24 protein-coding genes and 1 pseudogene are annotated in these 20,727 nt (G+C 31.3%); 21 read left to right on the forward strand and 4 right to left on the reverse strand.

Annotation, left to right across the window (positions count from 1 at the left end; genetic code table 11):
- Positions 1–383: pseudogene (locus QNJ52_RS10240) on the forward strand (pLS20_p028 family conjugation system transmembrane protein); the annotation flags it as partial.
- Between the two features lie 219 nt (positions 384–602).
- On the opposite strand, the gene QNJ52_RS10245 reads toward QNJ52_RS10240, so the two are convergent.
- The gene (locus tag QNJ52_RS10245; protein WP_133453477.1) at positions 603–695 is read right to left on the reverse strand and encodes a type I toxin-antitoxin system Fst family toxin; all 93 of its coding nucleotides are present in this window, start codon (positions 693–695) and stop codon (positions 603–605) included.
- Between the two features lie 132 nt (positions 696–827).
- The gene (locus QNJ52_RS10250) at positions 828–920 is read right to left on the reverse strand and encodes a type I toxin-antitoxin system Fst family toxin (protein WP_159372531.1); all 93 of its coding nucleotides are present in this window, start codon (positions 918–920) and stop codon (positions 828–830) included.
- 143 nt (positions 921–1,063) lie between these two features.
- On the opposite strand from QNJ52_RS10250, the gene QNJ52_RS10255 reads away from it, so the two are divergent.
- From QNJ52_RS10255 to QNJ52_RS10335, 17 genes are all read left to right on the forward strand, one after another.
- On the forward strand, positions 1,064–1,396 hold the full coding sequence (locus tag QNJ52_RS10255; RefSeq protein ID WP_101143429.1) for a DUF5592 family protein: 333 nt from the start codon (positions 1,064–1,066) through the stop codon (positions 1,394–1,396).
- Positions 1,397–1,399: 3 nt separating this feature from the next.
- Positions 1,400–1,987, forward strand: coding sequence for a hypothetical protein (locus QNJ52_RS10260; RefSeq protein ID WP_159372530.1), 588 nt, complete (start codon positions 1,400–1,402; stop codon positions 1,985–1,987).
- A gap of 17 nt (positions 1,988–2,004) precedes the next feature.
- Positions 2,005–2,148 carry a hypothetical protein gene (locus QNJ52_RS10265; RefSeq protein WP_159372529.1) on the forward strand — a complete coding sequence of 48 codons (144 nt, stop codon included), beginning with the start codon at positions 2,005–2,007 and terminating at the stop codon, positions 2,146–2,148.
- 31 nt (positions 2,149–2,179) lie between these two features.
- Positions 2,180–2,899: a hypothetical protein gene (locus QNJ52_RS10270; RefSeq protein WP_159372528.1), complete on the forward strand. Its 720-nt coding sequence runs from the start codon at positions 2,180–2,182 to the stop codon at positions 2,897–2,899.
- A gap of 88 nt (positions 2,900–2,987) precedes the next feature.
- On the forward strand, positions 2,988–4,961 hold the full coding sequence (locus tag QNJ52_RS10275) for a VirB4 family type IV secretion system protein (protein ID WP_159372549.1): 1,974 nt from the start codon (positions 2,988–2,990) through the stop codon (positions 4,959–4,961).
- 54 nt (positions 4,962–5,015) lie between these two features.
- Positions 5,016–6,167 (forward strand): lysozyme family protein, encoded by a 1,152-nt coding sequence (locus QNJ52_RS10280; protein ID WP_101143432.1) that lies wholly within the window; start codon positions 5,016–5,018, stop codon positions 6,165–6,167.
- A 17-nt stretch (positions 6,168–6,184) separates the two neighbouring features.
- Positions 6,185–6,859, forward strand: coding sequence for a hypothetical protein (locus QNJ52_RS10285; RefSeq protein WP_101143433.1), 675 nt, complete (start codon positions 6,185–6,187; stop codon positions 6,857–6,859).
- 21 nt (positions 6,860–6,880) lie between these two features.
- A complete protein-coding gene (locus QNJ52_RS10290; protein ID WP_101143434.1) occupies positions 6,881–7,723 on the forward strand; it encodes a hypothetical protein in 843 nt (280 codons plus the stop codon).
- A 320-nt stretch (positions 7,724–8,043) separates the two neighbouring features.
- Positions 8,044–8,310, forward strand: a complete 267-nt coding sequence (locus tag QNJ52_RS10295; protein WP_041636562.1) for a hypothetical protein — start codon at positions 8,044–8,046, stop codon at positions 8,308–8,310.
- 24 nt (positions 8,311–8,334) lie between these two features.
- A complete protein-coding gene (locus tag QNJ52_RS10300) occupies positions 8,335–8,685 on the forward strand; it encodes a hypothetical protein (protein WP_012655853.1) in 351 nt (116 codons plus the stop codon).
- 17 nt (positions 8,686–8,702) lie between these two features.
- Positions 8,703–10,118, forward strand: coding sequence for a MobP2 family relaxase (gene mobP2 / locus QNJ52_RS10305; protein WP_283722530.1), 1,416 nt, complete (start codon positions 8,703–8,705; stop codon positions 10,116–10,118).
- A gap of 59 nt (positions 10,119–10,177) precedes the next feature.
- Entirely contained in the window at positions 10,178–10,471 is a 294-nt protein-coding gene (locus QNJ52_RS10310; protein ID WP_012655855.1) for a hypothetical protein, read from the forward strand.
- A 32-nt stretch (positions 10,472–10,503) separates the two neighbouring features.
- Positions 10,504–10,692: a hypothetical protein gene (locus QNJ52_RS10315; RefSeq protein WP_041636563.1), complete on the forward strand. Its 189-nt coding sequence runs from the start codon at positions 10,504–10,506 to the stop codon at positions 10,690–10,692.
- 2 nt (positions 10,693–10,694) lie between these two features.
- Complete coding sequence (locus QNJ52_RS10320; RefSeq protein ID WP_101040780.1) at positions 10,695–12,185, forward strand: ImmA/IrrE family metallo-endopeptidase; 1,491 nt, start codon at positions 10,695–10,697, stop codon at positions 12,183–12,185.
- A 590-nt stretch (positions 12,186–12,775) separates the two neighbouring features.
- Positions 12,776–13,579 (forward strand): lincosamide nucleotidyltransferase Lnu(G), encoded by an 804-nt coding sequence (gene lnu(G) / locus QNJ52_RS10325; protein WP_025785293.1) that lies wholly within the window; start codon positions 12,776–12,778, stop codon positions 13,577–13,579.
- A 403-nt stretch (positions 13,580–13,982) separates the two neighbouring features.
- Positions 13,983–14,657, forward strand: a complete 675-nt coding sequence (locus QNJ52_RS10330; protein ID WP_101152101.1) for a response regulator transcription factor — start codon at positions 13,983–13,985, stop codon at positions 14,655–14,657.
- A gap of 65 nt (positions 14,658–14,722) precedes the next feature.
- Entirely contained in the window at positions 14,723–15,646 is a 924-nt protein-coding gene (locus tag QNJ52_RS10335) for a sensor histidine kinase (RefSeq protein WP_283722532.1), read from the forward strand.
- Between the two features lie 30 nt (positions 15,647–15,676).
- Here the strand turns inward: QNJ52_RS10335 and QNJ52_RS10340 are convergent, their stop codons facing one another.
- On the reverse strand, positions 15,677–16,984 hold the full coding sequence (locus QNJ52_RS10340) for an ABC transporter permease (RefSeq protein ID WP_025785295.1): 1,308 nt from the start codon (positions 16,982–16,984) through the stop codon (positions 15,677–15,679).
- Positions 16,981–17,727, reverse strand: coding sequence for an ABC transporter ATP-binding protein (locus tag QNJ52_RS10345; RefSeq protein ID WP_025785296.1), 747 nt, complete (start codon positions 17,725–17,727; stop codon positions 16,981–16,983). Before QNJ52_RS10345 ends, QNJ52_RS10340 begins: the two co-directional genes overlap by 4 nt.
- A gap of 503 nt (positions 17,728–18,230) precedes the next feature.
- Between QNJ52_RS10345 and QNJ52_RS10350 the strand changes: the two genes are divergently transcribed.
- Genes QNJ52_RS10350 through QNJ52_RS10360 form a run of 3 tightly spaced genes read left to right on the forward strand, consistent with a single transcriptional unit; the run spans position 18,231 to position 20,666 of the window.
- Positions 18,231–18,839, forward strand: a complete 609-nt coding sequence (locus QNJ52_RS10350; protein ID WP_025785297.1) for a TetR/AcrR family transcriptional regulator — start codon at positions 18,231–18,233, stop codon at positions 18,837–18,839.
- A gap of 43 nt (positions 18,840–18,882) precedes the next feature.
- Positions 18,883–19,746 carry an alpha/beta fold macrolide esterase gene (gene mle, locus QNJ52_RS10355; protein ID WP_025785298.1) on the forward strand — a complete coding sequence of 288 codons (864 nt, stop codon included), beginning with the start codon at positions 18,883–18,885 and terminating at the stop codon, positions 19,744–19,746.
- An 11-nt stretch (positions 19,747–19,757) separates the two neighbouring features.
- Positions 19,758–20,666, forward strand: a complete 909-nt coding sequence (locus tag QNJ52_RS10360; RefSeq protein ID WP_104844537.1) for an Mph(B) family macrolide 2'-phosphotransferase — start codon at positions 19,758–19,760, stop codon at positions 20,664–20,666.
- Positions 20,667–20,727 lie beyond the last annotated feature (61 nt).

Consider the following 20,727-nt stretch of genomic DNA (forward strand, 5'->3'; position numbering starts at 1 on the left):
AAGCGACAAGTCAAGACAAACAGGTATTTGAAAGAGTTGTCAGTCAAAATACAGGTAATATGAATCAAGAACAACGTACAGCGTTTCAGCAAGTAAATCAGCAGTTGGGAAGCACAGTATCATCTGATGTAAAACCAATTATGCAGTCATTCGTTCAATCACAGGGATCAAATATGAACACTGAAGAAAGACAGATTATGGAGAAAGTAATATCATCACCATTAAAAGTGACTAACCAGGAACGAGCAGTATTTGAAAAAGTGATACAGCAAAATACAGGAACCTTTACACAAGAGCAGAGAACAGCATTTCAACATGTAAATCAACAACTTGAAAAAGTCACTGTTCAAAAACATGGTACAAACACTTATTTAAAGGAATAGATAAAGAATAAAACATAAAGCATATATTATACTTTATGCTATTGTAAAATTTGATAGGTATAATATTATTAACAAGGATATAGTCCATGGATTAGTATGGGTTTGTAAAATAAGACTGGATAAGCTATAATAATATTAACAATTATTATTTCCATAGTACCACCGAACCCCCTAACTGCTGTGAACAGTTAGGGGGTTTTTAAGTTCTGATATGCCGCCTTACCCCTTACGTTGATCTAACCAGTGAGAAAACAGCGTAAGGATGACACCAACAATAATCGGTACAACGATATTTACAAAGATGTAATCCATGTTTGTAAATATCTATTAATTAAGATATAATGATGATAACAAAGATTATTTTCACAGAAACGCCGAACCCCCTAACTGTTTGCCCAGTTAGGGGGTTTTTTAGGTGCTGGTTTTAGGTGCTGGTATGCCGTCTTACGACTTACGTTGCTCTAACCAGTGAGAAAACAACGCAAGGACGACACCGACAATAATCGGTGCAATAATGTCAACAAAGATTATTTCCACAGAGATCACCTCCTTCCATAAGAACTCGCCTATGGAAGTAAAGACGGCTTTAATATTATATCATTAAAAATGTTTAAAAGGCATTTGCTATCTGATGCGTTAGCAAATGCCTTTTTATTATCTGAAATAAATAGGAGGAAAAAATGAGTAAAAATATTGAAAATCAAGGATATACAATACCAAAGGATATGAAAGCAGATATTTTAATCATCGGAAAAACAACGTTAAAAGATATTGTTGTCATTATTATATTCGTTATTTTGGGTTTCATGTTAGCAAACTTTATAGATGGTGGCCCAATACTTACAACTATTATTGTAATTATTCAATTTCTTATAGGTGGAATTGCAATTGCAAAGCCTAAAACGAATCCTGATAAACCGATGTATTTAGTAATCGCGTCTATGTTCAGGATGGATAAGAATGGTTACAGAAGTTTAGATTATACGAAATATATTAAAAAGGAGATGAAGTAACGAATGTCAGGTTTTGTCGATCCAAAAAAAGTGGCGATTAAGAGAGATAGAAATGAAAGAAAGAAAAATAAAGATAGAACGATTGATTTAAATATATTACATGTTATCCCTTATAAACAGATAACAAAAGAAGGTTATCTTTTATTAGAAGATAACACTTATGCAGAAATATATCAGTTTGAAACACATGCACTAAATACAATCAACGCAGATGAAAAAGCGCAGCTAATGACACAGCTTGCATCATTTTATCGTATCAATATAGAAGATATCAAAGTCATTTCATTTAAATATCCTTCGGACTCTGAAGCTCAACAGCTATATTGGCTACATAAATATGAAACGACTACAAATCCGTTACAACGTGCATATCAACAGGATAACATCAGACGTTTACAAATTTCAGCAAAAACACATAAAGAGATGGATCATTATGTATTTGTATATGCAGATACTAAAAAAGGGATGTCTGTTGTTAAAGATAATATCAGACAGACTTCAGGAGGCTTATTAAGGAAGAATCCTCTATCACAAAAGAAAAAAACGAATGTACTGTTTCAATTGAATAATATGAACACACAATATATTTAATACAAGGAGTTATTAATATGAAAAAGGATAATATTTATGATAGTTATTTTTTAGAAGTAAGTGAAAAAGAAAAAAATAATAAAGTAAAGAAAAAAAGTATAAATTTAAAACTATTTGGAAGTTTTAAGTCTTATAAAACAATTAATAAAGTTTATAAATAATGTATAATATTCCTAAAAGGAGTATTTTATTATGAAAATACATTATATGACCAAAGAAAAATATATTATAGATGAAGCGTCTATAAACTATAATGTGGGACTACAATATCATAATTATACTTCTAATTTAAAATTGAATGAATTTATTAGACAGTGGTATGAGTTAATAAGAAAGGAAGAAAAACGGTTTAAAATAAGGAGGAATAAATTTAAAAAGACAGAGTATTTTAATATTGATCGAATAGATCAATATGGAAATATTATTTATGATTTTGAATTTAATATAGGAACAATAAAAGAATATATAAAATCTAGCAATAAAAAAACTTTAAAAATCACAACAAAATTATTTGGAACAAATTATAGTGACTATATTACATATACAGCAAAGAATATAATTCAAGTAAAACAAGATCCGATAATTATAGTTGAAGACTTATTCACAGCCAGATCTATGTTCTTTAAGAAAGGTTTGATGATTCCAGTCAGTACAGTTATTGATGGTAATCACAGAATATCAAATGCTAAGTATTTAAATAAAGATGAAATAGAAGTATTTAGTTTAACTTTAGATGAACTTATTAAAAATAACCTTATACAACATAAGTTAGATATATTAATACTTGCATATACCGCTGATATAAATGAGTTAGAATTAATCTTGATGAATGGACTTAAAATTAATGATAAATATATCGAGAGGTATATAAATAATAGTTATAAAACAAAATACTTTTCACATAAAGCATAAAGTATAATATATGTTTTATGTAACATAATAAATGAAAGTCGTGTATCTCTTAGAGGTGCACGACTTTTTTAATTAAAGGAGAATGAAAATGTTTGGATTAAAGAAAAAAGATGAACAGATTATTAAACAAAAAATTGATGATTTTGTAGAAGATAATTATGATTTAGAACTTATTGCTAAAACACAACCCCAAGGGGGGATATCATTTCATGAAAACTATATCAAAAAGGGTGATGGGTATGAAGCATGTTTAACGATATATGAATATCCATCAAGAGTATATGACAACTGGATGCGTCACATCGTAAATCGTGAAGGTGTTATCGCTATTCAAGATATCTCTACAGCAAACAGAGAACAGGTAATAGAAAATTTAAAGAGATCAATTTCTGAACAGTCAGCACGTATCCAGGATAAAAAAGCAGATGCGATGACAAAAAGCTCATCTACAGATAAGTATCAGACACTTTTAGGTATATCACACATGATTAATGATCTTGGAGAACAGATTAAGAAAGTAACTGTAAGAATTTTTATTTATAAACCAACACTTGAACAGTTAGATAATGAGATTCACCGTATACGTGTTGATTTAGAGGCACGAGGTATAAAATCACAAGTAATGAACTTTGAGACAAAAGAAAACTGGCAAAGCTTGATTATGAAGTATGGGAGACAAGAACAAGTGCATGGTGTGAATTTTAAAGAAGGACAACATATTCCAGCATCAACCCTTGGAGGTGGTTATCCATTTGACCATACGTCAATCAACGATGAACATGGTGCATTTATCGGTACAACTGAAACAGGTGGTCCTGTATACCTAGACCTATTCAAAGTCGATAACGTTCGAAAGTCATTTAATTCGATTGTCTTTGGGATGATGGGGAGTGGTAAATCTACTTTTCTAAAAGTGATTGAAGAAGAACAATTTGCTAGAAATCATTTCATTAGAGGTTTTGATAAAGCAGGAGACTTCAGACAAGTTGTACGTGAACAGGGAGGAAAGATTATATCACTGGATGGTTCACAAGGCATGATTAACATGCTTGAAATATTGCCTACAGCAACGTATGACAAAGAAGATAATCCAGATATTGAAGGTTATGATCTTATGATTAATGAAGAAGCCTGTTACACTCAACATTTATCAAAACTTCAAATGCAGATGTCATTGATGAATGGTGACTTAACAGATACAGATTTAATGGATTGTGTAGGTTACTTTAATGATTTTTATATTCACGTAGGATTATGGACAGCTGATAGAAGTAAAAGAAAGCAAATGGTAGTTACAGGGCACAAACCAGAAGAATATCCAATACTGAGTGAATTTAGAGCATTTATTCATAACCTGGATGAATCTAAGATGACAAGTCAAAAACGAGTAACTAAAGAAAAAATATTAACAACTTTAGACAATATGATTAATGTTTATGGTAGTGTTTTTGATGGCCACACGACTGTCCCTAACATGGACGAAGAACAGATTGTATTTTATAACATAGAGCAGCTTGAAAAGTTATCACCAAACGTATTTAGATGTCAGTTATTCGTAGCCTTATCTTTAATTTGGTCACAAGCTTTAAAGAACGGGAAAAAATATAAGAAGATGATAGAAGACGGTAAAATTGATCCTCGTAACGCTAGAAGATTTATGGTATTCATTGATGAATGTCAAAATATCGTAAATGTAAATAACTTAAATACAGTTGAATTCGTTGTTAATTTTATGAAAGAAATGCGTAAGTATCTTGCAGGAGTTATTTTTGCGACACAATCGCCTAAGCAGTTACTACCTGAAAACAGTAATAATGATGCAACAACGCAACTGAAACAAATATTTGCCTTAACGCAATATAAATTTTTCTTTCAGATTGATAGATCAGATATTGATTCCGTAAGAGATGTATTAGGAGAAACAATAAAAGAAAGTGAGTACGAAATCATTCCAACGCTAGGAAAAGGTGAAGCAATCGTAAGCATACAAGGTGCAAACAATACGCTTTTCCACAATGATGTATCAGAAGAACAATTGCGTCGATTCAGTGGGGGGCAATAAAATTTACAGACACTCTTATTATTAAGGGTGTCTTTTTTTATTGGAGGATATTAAATGATAGAATTTCTAAAAAATAAATTGAAGAAAGCAACAAGAAAAAAAATAATGCTATGGATTGCAGGAATTGCAACGTCATCTACACCTTTTACAATTGCTTTGATAACTGCTGTCCCGATAGTTCTAATTTGTATGCTCTTATTTCTAGGTGGATCAAATGAAGGATATGAACAAGAACAATCATCATCTATGGGTACGATTGACGGAGTAGCTTTACCTGAAGGATGTACCAAACATTCAGACAGAATAAAAAAAGAACTTAAATCTCAAGGTGTAGATGAAAGTCATTTAAATGTCATGCTAGCAATTTGTGCACAGGAAAGTGGAGGAAGTGTCTCAGATATATTCCAAGCATCAGAAAGCAAAGGACTACCACCAAATACAATAGGTCCGACGGAATCAATTAAAGCAGGAGTGTCGGCATATAAAGAAGTGTTAAATAAATCTAAAGCAAAAAAAATTGGAGATGACAATTGGAAAGCAGCACTACAAAGTTACAATTTTGGTGGAGGATTTTTAGATTTCTTTTTTGAGAAAGGCTCAAAGTTCTCTGAAGATATTGCACAACAGTTTTCAAAGAAAATGGCAAAAGAAACAGGATGGACAAGTTATGGTGATCCTAAATATGTTGAACATGTTATGCGATATTTATCACAGGCATCTGGTGGAACATTAGATGGAAACGCAATTGGTTCGCCCATTGATCCAAAACTTTTGAATCGTGTTACTTGTAAAATCGGAGGATATCCTGGTCATCCAGGAATAGACATAGCATTGCCAGAAGGCACACCAATATACGCAATCACTGACGGTAAGGTAGTTGAGGCAGTAAATGGATATACGGTTGGTGGATTGTCAAGCTCATTATTAGGTAAAGATAATCACGTCACTGTAATCTCTAAAGACAATCCAACCTTATATATGAACTATAGACATTTAAAATTAAATGGCGTGTTAGTAAAAAAAGGTGATACTGTAAAAGCAGGACAGCAAGTTGGACTTTCTGGTAATACAGGTTATACAAGTGGTCCACATTTACATTTAGATGCACTAAAAAATAATCAATATACTATAAGTGCAGCTGTTGATTGGTTCAGTCCATTGGAGAAAAAATTTAATGTCAAAGGTAGTCTCGGCTGTGGATTATAAAAAAGGAGATGTTTAATATGAATAACAAATTATCAGGATTTATAATTATAGGTTTATCAATCGTGTTGTGTATCGGGTACTTCATATCACATTCTAAAATAAATAATGTAGAAAAAGAAAATGAAATACTTCAAAATAAAATCAAAAATTTTGAAAAACTTAATGAAAAAACTGAAAAAAATTTTTCAGCTACTAAAGAAAAAAATACTATCGAAGAACCAACAACTGTAAACAAAAATGATGCACAAGAATATTTGGTATCATTTACTGAAGATTTTATAAAAACTTTAAATGATAGCTCAGATATTGAAAAAACAAATGAAAGATTAAAATCATATACAACGGGTCAAGCACAAGATTATTTAATTGAAAATCACTATATTCATGATATAAGTAAGTTGAGTACTGAAGATATAGATCAACAAAAGAATAAAGATGTAACCGAAGGATATATTCAAAAAGAAGTGAGTATTGATACAGAAAATATTAGAACATATATTAAAGAGAACGGAGAAAACCAAGCTGAAGGTATAACAACTTATCAAACAATATCACATATTGGTGAAGATAGCACCGTCGGGAATTTTTTAATGAAAGCGACATATATTAAACAAAATAATGAATGGAAAATTGAAAAAATAGTATCAATATCACCAGTATCAGATATAAAAGCTGAACAAATATTTAATTAAATGTATAGGAGAGATTATAGTATGAATTTATTTAGCGCAAATAAATCTCGTAGAGATAAGGGGCCTTTTTATAAAAAGGTCCTTTTTATTTTGATAGCAGTTTACATTAGTTTTTGGGCTTATAGCTATTTTACTAAAGAAGATGGAAATAAACTGGCTACAAAGATGTATAAAGGCCAAAGTTTAAATGATTATACATTTTATCTTGTTGAAAAGAAATATAATCCAGATACTAAAGAATTAATTGCAAAGGTATACTTTAAAAATAATAAAAGTAATGAAAATTATATTCCGATTGCTAAAGAAAATTTTCAAACAGAAGCTAACTATCAAGATGATATTACAACAAAATTAAAAACAGAATTTCATTTACCTACAAAGAATTACCTGGTTGTTTCAGTTAAAGATGTAGAGAGAAATCATCTTGTAAGGACTGTTTTAAAAATGAAAGAAGATGTTATTACACAGGACAAAGAAAATAAAGCTAGTGAATTATCATTATATATTGATACACCAAAGAAAATATTTGATGATAAATTGAAATTAAAATCTGAATCTTTTTATGTAAAAGAAGGTCTGAATGAACATTTATCTTTTAACAAAAATGAACAAAAAAGTGTTGAAAAGAAAATAGATACTCAGCAAAAAGAGATTAAACTTACTGAAAAGCAAATCACTTCAATACAAAAAGAACTCAATGTTCTTGATGAAAATGAAAAAATAAATGCTGAAGCAAAGATCAGTGAATTGCAGAATTCTATTCAGGAAAAAGAAAAAGAAATCTCAAATTATAACGAAGAATTGTTAAACCTGAGAAACAAAATGATAAAAATCGAAGATGACATTTCAGAGATATCATCTTAAAGCGCAACATCAAAGGGGTTGAAGTTTTGTGTGGAGTGTAAATCTCTACTGATTTTTAAGAATTTAAAACATGAGCATAAGGGGTAATGCCACCACTTTGATGTTTTGGCTGTGCCAAAACGTGGTGAACTCGGCAGTGCCGAGTTATTTACCCTTAAATTTTTGTGCCACCACTATATGTATAGTGTATGCATATAAAACATACCTATACGCATACTGTATGCATACATACAATATGCGTATGCATAACTCGTACGTATGCATACAGTATACATACGTAAAAATAAATCTAAAAATAATTTTAGCGTAGGAGAGATGAGATGATTAAAAGAACAATACGAATAGAAGATCCGTTAGTAATAGCAAAGTTAAAAAGTTTGAGTAGTGAAAAAGAGATTTCAGAAAATAAATTAATAAATATCATACTAGAGAAAGCATTGATACACGACAATTTTAAATTGAGAGAACAAGAAGTTGATGAGATTTTAAAGAATGTCGTAGCTAGTAATAATAAATTAATTGATGTCATTGAAGAACAAACAAATAAAATTAATAGTTATACAGAAGAAATAAAAAAAATATTTTGAAAAAGTATACGGGGAGGAAATGAAATGGGTGTCAGAAGAACTTGGTATATTGATGATCGTGTTGATGAAGTTTTGCATAAAATAAAAGCTGAAAAAAATTTAAAAACCATGAACGAAGTTCTTGAATATGTTTTATTTAAGAGTGATTCCTTTAACAATGAAGACTATGATTTTAAAAAGAAAATGAATATCATGGATAAAAATTTATGTATTGTATTAGAGATGTTAACGATGCAGTTAGATACTCAGGGATTAGTACCTAACTTTTCTTATACTGAAAATTTGTCAACATCATACAATGCAGCTAAACAATTAGTAGAAAATGCAATTGAAGAACAAACAAAAAATAAAAAAGAGGAAATGTTTTTTGATTAAAAAAATGAGGTGATTGAATGGCTGGTATCGTAGTCATTTCGAATTTTGTTGTTGGAAATAATAAAAAGAACTACAGCGGAATTATTGATTATTATGAGAGGTATGAAGAAAAAAATACAAGAATACAAAATGAAAAAGAAGTATTATCTGAATTTTATGATTATGAACAAAATGGTGGAGATGAAACATTATTTGAGTTTATCAATAATACTTATGATAATCCTCCTAATATCAATTTTGGAAATTATATAAATTATATGAATAAAAATATAAAATCTTCAGGATTATTTGGAGATGATACTAATCATTTTACTTCTGACGAAAAAGAAGTAATGAAAGAAGCATTTAATAAAGGCCAAGAAAACGGTAGTGTTCTCTGGGGGAATGTCTATTCGTTTGATAATGAATTTTTAAAAAAACATAAACTCTATGATGAAGAAACAGGTTTTTTAAACGAGATAAAAATAAAAGAAGCTGTAAGATCTTCTATTAGAACTATGTTGAAGGAAGAAAAAATAGATAGCTCGGCTGTATGGTGTGGTGAGATACATTATGATACAGACAATATTCATGTTCATACTTCAATCGTCGAAATGAAAAATACAAGACCAATTGTTATGGTAGAGAAAATGAAAAAACTTGGTAGTAAACATTACGAACCTACAGGAGAGTTTGAATTACAGCCTAAAGCAAAGCTGAAGAAAAAAACGCTTGATAATATGAAAAGTGTATTTGCAAATAAATTAATAGATCGTTCTAAAGATATGAAAGCTATTAGCGACTTAAGAACATCTTTACATCATTCAATAAAGTTAGATGATTCAAAAACATCTCAAATAAAATTGCTAAATACAATCAGAAAAAACTTACCGAAAGAAAAAAGTAAGTGGCAATATAATAATAAAGAAATGAAAAACTTAAGACCTTTAATAGATAACTATACAATGAACTATATTAAAACTAATAATAAAAAAGATTATCAGGTATATACTAAATTACTAAAAGATGAGGAAGATTTCTACAAAGATCTATATGGTGAAGGAAAAGATAATAGATATAAAGACCCATCGAAAAATAAATTAGAAGATTTAAAAGGAAGAATGGGGAATGCATTACTTAAAGAATTAAAAAAAGAGAATAAGAGTATGACTTATAAAAATTATAATGGAAATATAAACAATGAAAAAACTAAAGTGAAAAATTCAAGATTAGTTGATAGGAATAAATATATTGATGGAAATTTAAAAACAAAATCTAATGGAACAATAAAGTTTAAACCTCCTATTACTCCTGTTAAAGTTAATCAAGCTGTCAGAAGTACATTTAGAAGTTACCGTAGGAATAGAGAGTTAGAGTTTGAACATGATAAATTACAAAGTAATATTCAGAGAGATTTAGAAAGACAGAGATATGAAAGTGAATATGGTAGATAAAAATTCTTTTAGTTGGATTAAACTAAAAGAATTTTTTTATTTGAAAGGAGGTGAGGACAATGAAAAAACGTTATGTACTTTATACCAACTATGAAAATAACAGAGATGAAAAAACAATTATAGAATTTCAAGAATCATATGAAAAAGAAAGGTTAGTTGGACTAATAGTAATCCTTCAGCATTTAACAAATAGTACTTGCATTGATTTGATTAAAGGTGATAAAGCTCTAGCTGTGCATTACAGGTTAGACCAAAATAATTCAATAGATGAGTGCTGGATAGAATATTGCAACAGCGAACCTACAGATTGGTTATTTGATAATTTTGATTTACGAGATTTTTATATTGATTAAAATTAAAATTTTTTTGACAGGAGGTATGTGAGATGAATTTAGATCAATGTTTAGTTGTTGCTGTCAGTGACGAAGAACTTAAAGTTCAAGTCTACAGTCCGTTATTAAAAAAAGAAATTATTGTGAGTACTACTAAAGAATATTATGAACTTATCAATGAATCTGAAGAACAAATATTTGTAACAGTTGATTTATCAGAAAATAAAATAGTGGAGGACTAGTTATGGCATATAATAAAAAATCCTGGGCTAAAGCAAAAGAAGAAGAAAAGAAAAAATGGGCTGATGATGCACTTGAACAAATATCATTTCATAAAATGAATGTAGAAGATGTCAAAGAATATTTTGAGTTTATGTCAAATATGTACGATTATTCGCCTAGAAATATAGGAATGATGAAAAATCAATATCCAGGTGCAGAATTTGTAGCATCAAAAGAGAAGTTTAAAGAATTAGGTTTCGATATCCTTGAAAATCAAAAGCCGATAAAAATACTAGCTCCAAATAAAGTTACTTATATGAAACTTGGAAATGATAATTTAAAACAATTGAAGTATGCTACTAAAGAAGAAAGAGAGAAAGTAAAAAATAAAGAAATTATAACAGTGCAAAAAACTTTCTATAAACTAGCACCGGTTTATGATTTAACACAAACTAATGCGAAACCAGAAGATTATCCGAAGGTATATCCAAATGCTCGAATAGATTTGAAATTAGATAATCCAAAGTTAGCATTAGAAATTAAAAAAGCTAATATAAAATACTTAGAGAAATTAGGAATACCTGTTAGCGTTGAAAATTTCAGCGTAAATGGTTTAGGTACTGCAAAAGGTTACTATGAACCACTCAATCATAAGATTGCACTTAATAGTTTAAATACTGAAAGTGAAAATATAATGACATTAGTACATGAAACAGCACATGCACTAATGCATAACAAAGAAAGTACCTATGCTAAAGAATATAAGGGACTAAACGTAAAAGAATTAGAAGCAGAATTAACATCTTTTGTTGTTAATAAACATTTTGGTATTGATACGTCTGAACAAACAATTCCATATATAGCTAGCTGGACTGATAATCTAAAGAACATAAAAGATGTAGAATCATCTTTAAAGGATATACAGCATACGTCATCTCGTATTATAAATGGAATTGAAGAAAATATTTCTAAGGAGTTTTTAAAAGAAATGGAAAATGTAACGGTTATTGATAATATTTCATTAGATGGAAACTACCCTATGGATTTTGAAGAATTTAAAGAACTTCAATCATATTTACCTATTAAATCAAATACTAAAACAGGGATTGCACTAAAGACTACAGAAATATCTAAACCATCGTATTTAGTAAAAAGATTGGATGAACTATCTAAGACTAAAACAGTGGGGTTAGATATAGATGGGAATTTTAAACAACCAATCATTCATATAAAAGAAACTAACCAAGTGATGCCTCTTAAAGTATTATCAAAGAATATAAAGAGTAATGATTTTGATATAGAAGCATTTACTTATGAAGTATATACTAATCCTCATCAAAAATTATTTGATGGGGATTTTAATGTATTTAATAATAAGACAGTTATGGAACAAGTGAAAATTGATGCAGATTTAAATGGTGTTCCTGATATATATCAAAAATCTATTGATAATATGAAAGAAAGTAATATATCGAGAGAAAGCACACACGAAAAGAAGATGGAATTAAATTAATATTTAGCCCCAATTCAGGGGCTAAGTAAATTTTAGAATAGAAAGTAGGATTATTAATGAAAACAGTCATAATTTTATATGGATAATATTGTTCAAAGTAGGTTCTTGACTTGAAAAAACATTCTAACACCTTGTTTGCCAAGAAGGAATAGGACATATAAATGTTCGACTATATGAAAGGAAAAGTCGAATAAAAAAGGAATAATAGGTATAAAGTTAAAGATTTTTCTTGGGTTTGTGAAAAAATGTACTTAAGCTAAACGGGCAGGATAGTTTAAGTGTATTTCTTCACAACAACTTGTACTTTGAACTATGAAGTGTTAATATACTATTAATCGAAAGGAGAGATGGGTGGACAATGAAGAACTAATCTAATTTTTAACAATTGAAATAGTATATTTCAGTTTAAAAACTTAGGATTAGTTTGCCCATTTTTTCATATACTAAATAAATGTAAGACTGAATAGCTAAAAAGGCTACTTAGTTTTATTTGAGTATCGTAAAGAGTGACATGACTAATCCTTCCAACATTATATGGGAGGATTTTTTATTATTCTCCCAGAATCAAAATAAAGAAAGAAGGAATCGAATTGTTAAAACAAAAAGAACTAATGGCAAGGGTTAAGGAACTTGTCCAGTCAGATGAACGAATATCTGCTTGTATGATGTATGGGTCTTTTACAAAAGGAGAGGGAGATCAATACTCTGATATAGAATATTATGTTTTTCTGAAAGATGATACAATTTCCACCTTTGATTCAGCAAAATGGCTAAATGAAGTCGCTTCCTACCATTTACTCTATCAAAATGAGTACGGTACGGAAGTAGTAATTTTTGAAAATCTAATACGTGGTGAATTTCATTTCCTTTCCGAAAGCGAAATGAATATTATTCCTTCATTCAAAGAATCAGGCTACATTCCTGACACAAAAGCAATGTTTATTTATGATGAAACAGGACAATTAGAATTGTATTTATCAGGGTTGGAAGGTTCGGGACCAAATAGACTTACAGAAGAAAACGTAAATTTTTTATTGAATAATTTTTCCAACCTATGGTTAATGGGGATTAATGTTCTTAAAAGAGGGGAATATGCACGTTCACTGGAAATTTTATCTCAATTACAAAAAAATATACTGCAACTCATTCGAATTGCGGAAGAAAATGCCGATAATTGGTTTAATATGACAAAGAATCTTGAAAAAGAAATTAGTCCTGAAAACTATGAAAAGTTTAAAAAGACTACTGCCCGATTAAATGAATTAGAACTATATGAAGCCTATAAGAACTCTTTGCTTCTCGTTATGGAATTTCGAAATCTTGTTGAAAAACAGTATCAGTTAACCGTTAGCAATGATTTTTTCGAAAAACTGTTACATTATATGAATGAATAGAAAAAAACTTATTGTGCTATCGGGTGCTTAATACAAAAAGGAAGGTGAGTGAGAGAATAAAATTCAACTCTTTAATTCCAGAGTTTTCAGTTAAGTACATTGAGAAGTCGAAATGGTTTTATATAGATATACTTGGATTCCAATTAGAATATAAGAGCATAGTAGTAAAGGGGTTAGTCGTAAGGCAGGGATTTTGTTAAGCAAGTTCTTTTAGTGTTTCATATTCTTTACCTTGATGAATACTATGGAATTTACATATGGTAAACTTTAAATAAAAACGACTTTTATGTAACGCTATTTTAATTATGATATACTTTTGAAAAGGTACATAAATTCTAAAGAATATAAATGGATACAGTTATAAAGTGGCATGCTATAATTTAAAGCACTGATGGGTGATTTCATGTATAAAATTATGATGGTAGAAGATGATGAAAAAATTAGAAGAATCGTTTCCGATGTGCTTCACAAATGGAAGTATGATGTGATTGAGGTTACAAATTTTGACCAAGTGTTAACGGAGTTTGAACAGGTCCAGCCACACTTAGTATTATTGGATATCAATTTACCGACATTGGATGGTTTTTATTGGTGTCAGCAGATTCGTTCAGTTTCCAAAGTCCCTATTATATTTCTTTCTTCTAGAAACGAAAACATGGATATTATTATGGCTATTAATATGGGCGGGGATGACTTTGTGCAAAAACCGTTTGATTTAGATATACTTGTTGCCAAAGTAAAAGCACTTTTACGTAGAAATTATTCCTATCGAGATGAAGAATCTGTACAACTTATCCATCGGGGTTTGAAATTAAATATAAGCAATTCGGTGGCTGAATATAAGGGACAGAGCGCAGAGCTATCTCGCAATGAATTTATTATTTTACAATTAATGATGCGCAAGATTGGGAAAATCGTATCACGAGATGACTTAATGCAGGCATTGTGGAATGAAGAGCAATTTGTTGATGATAACACACTGACAGTAAATGTGAATCGTTTACGTCGAAAGGTTGCTAGTCTTGGGTTGAATGATTTTATAGTTACCCGTAAAGGAATGGGGTATATTATCGAATGACTTTTTTTCGGTTTTTACGGTATGAAAAGTCTTATATATGCGTCTATTTAATAGGTTTCATGCTCATGGCTACTGTGTTTTTCCTTGATGTTAATATAAATTTCACTTGGGGAACCTTTTTATATGCCTTTGCTTTATGCACGATTGTATTGATTGGATTTTTAGTATTTCGCTATCAACAAAATGTACGAGCAATCCACAATATTGATCATGAGGCATTTGACAGATTATCTCTAGAAGCTGAGCAGATGCAACAATTAATGGATGAGATGAGAAAAGAGCATATACGAGAAATGAATGCTGTTCAAGAGAAACAAAAAGAACATTATGATTTTATTGTTTCTTGGTTTCATGAAATCAAAACGCCAATTGCTGTCCTCCATTTAATCCAACAAACGGATATAGATGCGAATAGTTTAAGGGAAGAAATCGAGAAAATTGAAAATTATGTTGATCAAGCTCTTTATTATGCTAAATTAGATAGTTTTAATCAAGATTATAGTATAGGGAGTTGCGATATGATTGGCATTGTGAAAGATACGGTGAGAGACCATTCCAAAACTTTTATTTCTAAAAAAGTTCGAATCCTCTTGCCCTCTGAATCGATGAGCGTACAAAGTGATTCTAAATGGTTGAAATTTATAGTAAATCAACTTTTAACCAATAGCTTGAAGTATACGGACAACAGTGGAGAAATTTTGATTGGTACCAATGAAACCCCACAAGAAAAACAACTCATCATCCGAGATAATGGGATCGGAATTACACCACAAGAGCTACCAAGAATATTTAACCGAGGATTTACAGGTGAAACGGGGCGAACATACTCTAAATCAACAGGGATGGGCCTATATTTAGCACAACAATTATCCAATAAACTTGGTCACTATATTACTTGTACATCTGAAGTTAGTTCCTACACAGAATATATTATCCATTTTCCAAAAGATGATGATCCTTTTTTGTTTATGAATAAGGAAAAGCAATGACTAATAATATCAGTCATTGCTTTATTTTTATCACTTTTGTTGATTAACAATCTTATAGTAAAGATTGGTTGACGACACGTAAAACAAGAAATAGATAACAAAATAAATAATTAGTATTGCCCACATGATAGAAGTGAGCTGTGGGAAGTCTCTCACTTCCTCGAATATAGAGTAATTCATAATAAACAAGCTATGCAGCATTCCCAGTATAAGTGGAGGCAAGAAGACAAAAAGCAGTTTCTTACGGATGACTTTTTTCATTTCAGTGTTACTAACACCAATTTTACGCAGGATAGCATATTGTTTTTGTTCGTCTGTTGCTTCACGTAATTGTTTGAAATATATAATGCTTCCTAAAGCAAATACAGCGATGACGGCAAGAAAAGCTGCTGTAAACAGTAATAATGCTGAAGATTCAGCTTGAATAGCATAGCCGTCCGCAAAAGCTGAATAATAGATATCAGGTGATTGCGAAACAATCGCTTGTATTTGTGCTGATAAAGCTGACGCATCTTTAGCATTTTCAATTTGGTATAGTTCATACATTTGGGTATTCTGACTATTTTGTATAGTGGCATACGCTTCATCCGAGATAATGAATATAGCAAGATGAAGAAAAACATTGGTGTTACTCAAATTACTGGCAGGGCCAAGTAGTGCATAGTCTTTTCTTTCTATAAGGTGAAAAGTAGACTCATCTCCTACTTTTACTGTGAATTCTGATTGATCATCCTGTGTGAACTGTTTGGGTGTATCTATTTTTGAAAGAACAATAGCCTCTTGGCCATGCAGGTTAACTTCCTGGTCATCACCGCGTAAGGCAACTATATCGTTAAATTGGGTCTCTGAAAATAAAAGGATATCTTCTGTGAGATAATCCGATTGTTCAAAGGCAACATCTCTGTTTGTAACGGGATTTACTAAGATCCCTTCAATCGTTTCATGAGTGATAACTGGGTGGTTTGATTCATGAATCAATGTTTCAATTTGATGCTGAATATGTTCATCCTGAGATTCGAAAGCAATATCATTTGGGAAATTTTTAGTACTCCCATCGAGTTGAACAGCGTAATCAAATTCCTTTTTACGTTGGTTCATAAAAAATGTATTAGCGTAGAGTATGAAAAAAATAATAAATAAAAACACCACAATGGATGCTGCTATAAGCCCTACCTGAAAATTTTCTTCATTTTCTAATGCAGCTAAAACATCCTCATTAAAGATTAAAGATGAAAAAGTATATTGAATAACTACTCCAATAATCATCGAAATAAGATAGATGGAGTAAATTCTAAAATTCCGTCTGACATTGCGCCACGATAAATCCAATAATTTCATCTGCGATTTCCCCCTAGAGTGCTCTGAAAGGTGAGGATGCGATCAAAAAATTCCTTTTGGGTTTGTTCTCCTTTGAACAGCTCATTTACAATCTTACCGTCTCGTAGAAAAATGACACGTTGGCAGTAACTTGCAGCATAGGGGTCATGTGTAATCATCATTATCGTTGTTTTAAATGTTTGATTAAGTGATTCAATTTGTTCCAGTAGCTGTGTTGCAGAGCGAGAGTCAAGTGCACCTGTAGGTTCATCAGCAAAGACAATCGCTGGGTTAGTAATAATAGCACGTGCCGAAGCAGTACGCTGTTTCTGCCTGCCAGATATTTCAGATGGATAATGATTTAAGATCGATTCAATGTTTAGCGGTTGAATGATATTGGATAGTCGTTTCTCCATTTCCTCAACATGTGTCTTTTGTAATGAGAGTGGCAAAAGAATATTTTCCTTTACTGTCAACGTATCTAGTAGGTTATAGTCTTGAAAAATAAACCCCATCCGCTTTTGACGAAATTCACGTAATGATTTCTTTTTTACTTCCAATAGCGAGGTCCCTTCAATCCAAATGTTCCCGCCATTAAATGTGTCAATCGTGGATAATGTATTCATTAATGTTGTTTTTCCTGATCCAGATGGACCCATAATTGCGGTAAACTCACCTTCTTCAACAGCTAAATCTATATTTTTTAAGACCTGAGTCTTTCCGTATGATTTAGATAAGTTTTTCGTTTGAATAATTGTATTCATTTGCTTAGTCCCCTTTCAATGTCAATACTATACCTCTGAATAGGATTACCAACCATCGATGTAATATAATGCAACATGACAAATCTGTCACAAATAAAAAATTGCATAGTAGAACTCTCGGTTGGAAGATTAGAATTACTAAAATAATCGTTATCTTATTAAAATATGTTATAACCATCATGAGAGGACTGTGGATATGATTTTATTTTTACAACCATGATTTATATTATTATCTTTTATTGGTCACGACTGACTTTTTGGAGTTAATATAAATAACGAAGGGGGGTTATTGAAGTAACAGGTGCTTATCTTGAATAAAGGAGAGCACCATTTCGCTATAGGGGCAGTTTAGTTGATGAAGCTTACTGAAAATATTATTCCATTACTTTACTGTATGAGAATAATCAAATTAAGTATGCCTTGATTTCTTAATGCACATTATGCTAACATAAAAACAAATGAAAAACTTGTTTTTATGTTTTTATAAGAGAAGGTTTAGGACTATGGCTAAATTCACACAATTAGAAAAAGAAAGGATTAAAAAAGAATTATTTGAAGTGGCATATCGTTTTTTCGTTGAAAAGGGTTTTAAGAGTACTTCCCTTGAGGATATAACTTCGTCTGTTGGCATTGCGAAGAGTACTTTTTATGTATTTTTCCAATCAAAAGAAATGCTATATATGGAGTTGTTATCACATGAGGGAGAGCAAATTGAAAATCAGGTTTGGCCAAAGGTTTTAGCTGCTGAGGATATACGTTCAGCTATAAAAATATACTTAGATGAGATGGCTTTGGAGCTAGAAAATAAGATTTTAACTCAAAGGCTGATTTACGATCTCGAGGAGTACAAGCTTGTATCAAGAAAGCTAAATCCAGAGTATGTTGGATCAGAGAATCTTAGAAGTATCACCCCTCTTATGGACTTTATCAGGTCACGTCAAGATTCTAAGGAGATTATCGACGAAGAACCAAGCGTAATTGCTGGCGTTTTAAGAGCAGCTTTATTAATAGGCTCACAAAAGGGAGATTTACTGGAATACAATTATGAAATGATTAGGGAGTTATTATTCGAAGCTGTTGCTGATCGAATTACTCGGTCTTATTTGGTCTAGGTAAGTATTAATCAGATGAAAGTACTAAAAAAGGTGATAATTCATGACAGAAAAAATAATTCGTTTTAATGATGTTCATATCTGTACTGAGAGTTTTGGAGATATTAATAATCCAACTATCTTGTTAATTATGGGAGCTACTACATCAATGATTTGGTGGGAGGAAGAGTTTTGTAAGAGATTAAGCGATCAAGGGTTTCATGTTATACGCTATGACAATAGGGATGTAGGTAAATCAATTACTTACGAGTATGGCCATCCAGAGTATACTTTTGAGGACTTGGCTGATGATGCAATTCAGGTACTAGATGCGTATAAGGTTGATAAGGCTCATATAGTCGGTATGTCTATGGGAGGGATTATTACGCAGATAGTAGCTCTTAAACACCCAAGCAGGGTGCTTACTATTTCATTGGTTATGACATCAAATTTTGACCCTAGCCTTCCTAAAAAGGATAGTAAAGTAACAGAAGCTTTAGGTGAGCTTAAAATCAAAAATTGGCAAAACAAAGATGAAGTGATAGAGTGCTTTATTAAAAAAAGCAAAGTTCTTATAGGCTCTAAACATATATTTGATGAAGAAAAAATAAGAAGACTGAATGAAGAAGAATTTGATAGGGCTAGTAATTTACAGAGTAGGGATAATCACGGAATTATAAGGGGATGGGGTTCATATTTATCAAGAACTGCTGAAATAAACGCTCCTACATTGGTAATTCACGGAATAGAAGACCCTATTATTCCATACGAGCATGGAGTTCATCTCTCTAAGATTATACCAAATGCTGTATTAGTTACCTTAGATGGTTCTGGACATGAGCTTAACTATAATGATTGGGATGAAATTATTAATTCTATATCAAAGCATGCAGCAAATTTATTACCGAAATTTTTAAAAATTAGATAGGAGTGATTTGAATGGGTAAAGAAATGAAACAAGTTATGGAAATAGCTAAAAAATATAATCTAATTTTAAAGGAAGAAACAATACAGTTTAATGAATCCGGACTGGATTTTCAAGTTGTATTTGCCCAAGATGAAAGTGGTACGGAGTGGGTTCTTAGATTGCCTAGGCGGGAAGATGTTATGCCTAGAACAAAGGTAGAAAAACAAGCATTAGATTTGGTTAATAAGTATGGAAAATCTTTTCAGGCGCCAAATTGGATTATTTACTCAGATGAGCTAATAGCTTACAAGAAGCTAGATGGCGTACCAGCAGGAACTATAGATCATAATATAGGGAACTATGTTTGGGAAATAGATATTAACAATGTTCCAGAATCTTTTCACAAGTCTCTTGGAAGAGTGTTAGCAGAGATTCATAGCATACCGAGTGATAAAGCCGTGGAACTTGACTTAGTAGTACACACACCAGAAGAAGCAAGAATGTCAATGAAGCAGCGTATGGATGCGGTAAGAGCAAAGTTTGGTGTAGGTGAGAATCTATGGAACAGATGGCAAACATGGGTGAATGATGACGATATGTGGCCTAAGAAAACTGGTCTGATTCATGGAGATATACATGCCGGACATACCATGATTGATAAAGATGCTAATGTGACCGGATTAATCGACTGGACTGAAGCTAAAGTTACAGACATTTCGAATGACTTTATTTTCAACTTTAAAGCTTTTGGTGAAGAAGGGTTAGATGCCCTAATTCTTGCTTATAAAGAAGCTGGTGGGTATTACTGGCCTAAGATGAAAGAGCATATTATTGAACTTGACGCAGCATACCCAGTTTCAATTGCTGAGTTTGCATTAGTGTCAGGCATCGAGGAATATGAACATATGGCAAAGGAAGCATTGGGAGTGATAAGTTCGTAGGTGGTTGATGCCTTCGTTGACACGTTCCCACATAATTCGGTTTCCACATAAGTAAAAATCG

The organism is Macrococcus sp. S115 (genome assembly GCF_030067655.1).
In the GTDB taxonomy this organism is placed as follows: domain Bacteria; phylum Bacillota; class Bacilli; order Staphylococcales; family Staphylococcaceae; genus Macrococcoides; species Macrococcoides psychrotolerans.